The sequence below is a fragment of the Azospirillum sp. TSO5 genome (assembly GCF_003116065.1).
Classification (GTDB): domain Bacteria; phylum Pseudomonadota; class Alphaproteobacteria; order Azospirillales; family Azospirillaceae; genus Azospirillum.
In genome coordinates this window covers 1-5,299 of record NZ_LGQY01000118.1, presented here as the reverse complement: position 1 = coordinate 5,299, position 5,299 = coordinate 1, and the positions used below count along the sequence as shown (strand labels likewise).

The following is a 5,299-nucleotide window of genomic DNA, read 5'->3' as shown; positions in this document are numbered from 1 at the left end:
GCCCAGCGCTCGCCTTGGACTCCGGTGAGGATGGCGTCACCGGGGTCGTACGCGACCGTCCCTTCCAGCGACGCGATCCGGCCCCGCTCCCGGGCGAACACCACCGGCACTTCAATCGGGAGCTTGACGACGCACACGGCGTCCAGCCGCTGCCGAAGGTCGGGAAGGGCACTGATCATCAAGGATCCTCTGTTTTGCTCTCGTTGGGTCGGAGTGCTGCGGGGTGGCCATCGGCGGGTGACCTACGCTGACGACGCTGCGGTCACGCTGACACCTCCGAGAGCACCCGTTCCTGGAAATGCGTCGGGCGCACCTCCCGCGCTACCGCTCGGCCGATCCGCCGCAAGTTGTCAATTTCCTCCACAGCGTCCAATGTCAGCAGACTCGGTTCAATGTCCGCAAGTCCAACCTCGGCAAGTGTGCCGCGGCTTAGCTCGATGTTGTAGCGCAGGTAACGAAACAGCTTGGGGTGTACCGCGGCGCCATCTGTCATAGTTCTACGGATCGGATCAATCGGATTACCATGAACACAATCACCGAAGGTGCGGCACAACAGATCTTGATAACTGCTGTTTTCCGCTATCATGGACACTGGGATAGCGTGGGCATCGTGCAGCTTGGAGCACTTATGACCGAGCATGGCCGTTGACAGCGTTCCCGTGCCTACAGACACCACAAGCAGCTGGTCGGTGCCGGTGCCCCAACGCAATCCGTACTCTGGGGAGGTCGCCACCAAGAATGCCTTGAATGCAGGGTTGTTGAATGGGGTGGTGGCACCGTCGGTGAATACGTACTCCTGGCCCTCGACTGTGATGGCTTCTGGGGGAAAGTAACTCGGAGCCGCCGTGCTGGCGCGCAGCAATTTCCAGAGCGGAAGATCGAGGCAGCACAGAGCCGGGTGCTCGTGCGCGTATAGCGAGGTTGGGCTCGTGGTAATGATCCAGGGCCGGTCATGAGTCGCGTCCCGCGCAACGATCACCAGCTGCGTTCGGATCCGCGGGTCGCGCAAGGTCATGTCGGAAAACGTCCCGCGCAACAGGGATTCCAATCCGTCTGCGCTGTACGTGTCGTAGAGAAGGCTCTCGCCCAACCAAGCGCGGTGGAAAATGATGTGGGCGGCGTTCTCGCTGTAAAAGCCTTGCAACTCCTCCACTGACATTCCGACCGCCAGACCGGATGCGATGATCGCGCCGGTGCTGGTGCCAGCGATCAGATCAAAATAATCTGCCAGCACCAGGGCCGGATCTTTTTGGATCGCGCGCAGATGCGCTTCAACCTTTTTCAGCACTTCTAACGCGATAACTCCACGAATACCGCCGCCATCAATGCTTAATATTCTTTTCTTCATCACCGCCTCGGGTTGTTACGCGACTGGAGCGCAAGCCCCGTCACGCCGGCTCCACGGAGGGCGCGGCGTTAGAAATTCCTTGTCCCCACGAGCTGCCATCTTACCCACTAGCGCGGCCGACGGGAGCCTCAAACCCCACGCTCCAGTTTGCCGGAACATAGGACTGATTGTCGCAGTCTTCGCCAATGGGTTGCGTGACGCGGCCGGAGATTCAAACTACTCGATCTTCAGGTAGAAGGGCTTTGATTTTGGGTGCCATCAAAGGCGTAGGGGTACGCAGCTTTGAACACCTTCATGGATGTCGGTACCACCGTCACTTTGGCCTATGTTCTGGTGTCGTCGACCGTAACGGTCCATGTGCTCCTGGACCAACGCGACGTCGGTGCTTCGATTGGATGGATCAGATTGGCCTGGTTGTCGCCGCTCATCGGCGCCGTCTTGTATCTCCTGGTGAGTATCAACCGCGTTCGGCGCCGAGCCCACCGGCTGTTTCGCCGCCATCGCTCCCAACAGGCCATCCCCCCTGCCGCCGGCCCGCTGTTGCGCAACGGTCACCTGAACGAATTGGAGATTGCCGTTCGCGGCATTACGCGGCGGCCAGCCGTTCCCGGCACCGCGATTCGCGCCCTTACCAATGGTGACGCCGCTTACCCCCTCATGCTCAACGCCATCGACAGCACTGTGCACAGCATCGGCCTCTCCAGCTACATCTTCCGAGAGGACGACACCGGCCAAGAGTTCATCGAGCGACTCGCGCGGCGCGGCGCGGCGCCGCGGCGTGGACGTGCATGTCATCGTCGACGGTGTCGGCAGCGGCTATTGGGTCTCGCCCGCGGCAAACCGACTGCGGAAAGCCGGCGTGCCCTGCTCACGGTTTCTTCACTCCATCGCCCTCTGGGCGATGCCGTTTGAAAACCTGCGGACCCACAAAAAGCTTCTCGTGCTTGATGGGAAAGTCGCCTTCATTAGAGGTTTGAACATCGGCGACGAAAACCGGTACTCACAAAACCCGCCGGTCCCGGTGCGCGACCTGCACTTCCGCTTTGAAGGCCCGGTGGTCACTCAACTCGTCGAGGCCCTTTCCAACGATTGGCATTTCCTCACTGGCGAAAATCTGCCTGCATCGAAGTGGTGCGCCGAGGTCAGTCCCGCGGGATCGGCGGTGGCGCGCACCGTCACATCGGGGCCGGACCAGGACATCGAGAAGGCAGAGATGGCCCTCCACCAGGCCATCAACAGTGCCAAGTCCTCGATCGTCATTATGACACCGTATTTCCTGCCGGATGAGCGGCTATCAGCGGCGTTGGAGTTCGCCGCTTGGCGGGGAGTCAACGTTAACATTATCGTGCCCGAAGCCAGTGACCACGCGTTGGTCGATTGGGCGGTGCACGCGCACGTGGCGCCGCTGCTGGCGGCTGGCTGCCACATCTGGAAACACCCGCCACCTTTCGAACATTCAAAAATTGTCCTCGTCGACTACCTGTGGACGTTCCTTGGTAGCGCGAATTGGGATCGGCGCAGCTTGCGAATAAATTCCGAAATGAACATGGAGGTCTACGACCGCGAGTTGGCCCAAAGTCTGAAAAGGGATCGACTGGGCAAGCCGCTGCGGCACCTGACAGCGGCGGACATCAACGCACGGTCCACAGCGCGGAAGTCTGCGATGCGGCCGCACGTTTGCTTTTTCCATACATTTAAGGCTAATTCTTTTGCCCTCCTTCGTACAGTACGATGTGCCAGCCAAGGGACCGCACGGTAGAGGCTCGGTGGAGCACCGCCTCCATCTCCTAATGTCCGGGGGCAGCAGGCAAAATGAGATCATGGACAGGTAGAGCGATGATGCATCAAATTGTTTCCCGGGAGAGGGCCGACGCGACGGCAATCTATCTAAACAGTGCACAGGTATTGACCGTTCTGGTTGTCGGACACAGGGGTGGCAGCTTAGCGCTCAACGCGGCAGACCAAACGCTGGTGCACGAGCGTTTGGAAAACACCATTCAAGCGCTGCGGGACGGGTGGCGGCACCGTTGTCCCAATGGCCTTGTGCGGATCCTGACAGGAACCGACGACGGTACTGACCGAGAAGCCGCCTGCATCGCCGCCAAGCTCGGACTTGAACTGCATCTTCTGTCCCCCCATCGGGAAGGTCCGTTAAACGATGAGCAGCAGCGCGCCGAACGCAAGGTTTGGCTGAATGCTCCCGACGACGCGACGGATGCCGTCGGAATTTGTGATGAGGTGGCGCTAGCGTTTGCCGACATCATCCTCGTGTTGTGGGACGAGGCGAAGCTGGATAGCCGCACCAGCAACACCCGACGCCTCGCCTTCAAGGCTGCCAGCACCATGAAGCCGCTTATTTGGCTCAACCCAGCGGGTGAGGTGCGCGTCCTTGACCGCAGCAAGCTGACTTCTGCGGTCCTAGAACTGTTCGGCTCTCCCTACCCGGAAACGAGTTGGCTGACGCATCGTTTCGGAGAAGCTCTCACCCAAGACCCTCTCGGTAGGGACGAGGCCATTGTCAAAATCCGGCGCGGTACGGACAGCGTGGTTCAATCGGTTTTTGACCCCTGCAGCACCGGCCCGACGGAGGGTTCCGACAGCGTCGTACGGCGCCTCACGCGCTACAAGGCCCGCAACCGGCTGCGGTGGCACACCCCACTTCTCGGGTCGGTGCACAAAGCCATGATGAAGGTGCTGAACGCGGGCGCTTCCGCCGACCCGAAGGACAACTTGGAGCGTTCCGGCGAATCGGCCCCGCCAGCGGAACCCCCCCTTTTGTTTTCAACCCTTAACTCTCATCTGACCTTCGCGGACGAAGAGGCCAACACCGCTGGAAACTTCCACCGCGGTGCCACCTGGGTCCTCTACGGTGCGTCCGCGCTGGCGGTGTTTGCTGCGGTGGCCGGCACGGTCGAGTTTGGTGGCCATTACGCGGCCGAGGTGTGGCCTTATGTTGAGTTGATTGTGCTCGGTGCCATCGTTGCCATCACCCGCACGGCCCAGCGGCAATATTGGCACGAGCGCTGGATCGGGTACCGCTACATCGCCGAACAGTTGCGCTACGTAGCGTCGTGCCTGCCATTGTTGGGCATACCTCGGCCGTTCCTGACGCCCTGCTGGACGGTCGAACACGGCCGCTTGAAGTTGGCTAAGGCGGAAGAATGGGTCTTGCAACGCGCTCTTGCCACGGAGGGCCTGCCGGTCGTGATACCGGCACGTGAGGCCGGCACCCCCGACCTTAAATGTCTACGCGCCGTCGCCTTCGTTGAGCAACAGCTTGTGGAACAGCGAACCTACCACGTCAAGAACCACCACAAGCTCCACACCGTGCACAACCGGCTGCACATCGTGTCCCGCACGCTATTTGGCTTTGCGGTTGGGGCGGTGACCATACACCTTTTGGTTGGGGAGATTCCTGTTCTGCTGTTCTGCACGGCCTTTTTCCCAGCCCTAGCTGCGGCTGTCCACGGCTTGATGACCAAGTTGGAGATCGCGCGCGTATCGGCACAATCGGAGGTGATCGCGCAGCGGATCGCGACCCTGGCCGAGACCGTGAAGGACGGCGCCTCGGGTGGCGGGTGGTGGGAGTGGGTGCGGCTAAGGCACTTGACCACCAAAGCGGTCGAGGTTTTGTCCGACGAAAACAACCAGTGGCAACAGCTGATCGGCCACCAGGAGACTGACCTTCCGGCCTAGTGGGTCGGGTAGGTCCGGCCAATTTCCGGTGACTACCCGCCGACTGAACAAATCCAACGTTTAAGGGGGATCGTCGATGACCCGTGCCCTTCCCGACCTTCGGCAGCGGCCGGACGCCGTGTGCGTCGTCAAGCTCCCGATTGAAGTGCCGGTGGTGTTCGCCCGGGAGCGGGGTCGGATCGCGTCGCTGGAAGGGACGGTCGCGTACGACCCCGGTGACGCCATCCTCACCGGAGTCCAAGGCGAGCGCTGGGC

Annotated in this window: 4 protein-coding genes; 3 read left to right on the top strand and 1 reads right to left on the bottom strand. The window is 61.0% G+C overall.

Features of this window, described 5'->3' with window-relative positions; translation table 11 throughout:
* Positions 1–262: 262 nt before the first annotated feature.
* Positions 263–1,348, bottom strand: a complete 1,086-nt coding sequence (locus TSO5_RS25865; protein WP_109154325.1) for a patatin-like phospholipase family protein — start codon at positions 1,346–1,348, stop codon at positions 263–265.
* A gap of 282 nt (positions 1,349–1,630) precedes the next feature.
* On the opposite strand from TSO5_RS25865, the gene TSO5_RS33510 reads away from it, so the two are divergent.
* The 3 genes from TSO5_RS33510 (at position 1,631) to TSO5_RS25855 (ending at position 5,044) form a co-directional block, all read left to right on the top strand.
* On the top strand, positions 1,631–2,260 hold the full coding sequence (locus TSO5_RS33510; RefSeq protein WP_247870973.1) for a hypothetical protein: 630 nt from the start codon (positions 1,631–1,633) through the stop codon (positions 2,258–2,260).
* Positions 2,250–3,107: a phospholipase D-like domain-containing protein gene (locus TSO5_RS33795; protein ID WP_348981066.1), complete on the top strand. Its 858-nt coding sequence runs from the start codon at positions 2,250–2,252 to the stop codon at positions 3,105–3,107. The genes TSO5_RS33510 and TSO5_RS33795 overlap by 11 nt, the downstream gene beginning before the upstream one ends.
* A 77-nt stretch (positions 3,108–3,184) precedes the next feature.
* The gene (locus TSO5_RS25855; RefSeq protein WP_109154324.1) at positions 3,185–5,044 is read left to right on the top strand and encodes a hypothetical protein; all 1,860 of its coding nucleotides are present in this window, start codon (positions 3,185–3,187) and stop codon (positions 5,042–5,044) included.
* Positions 5,045–5,299 lie beyond the last annotated feature (255 nt).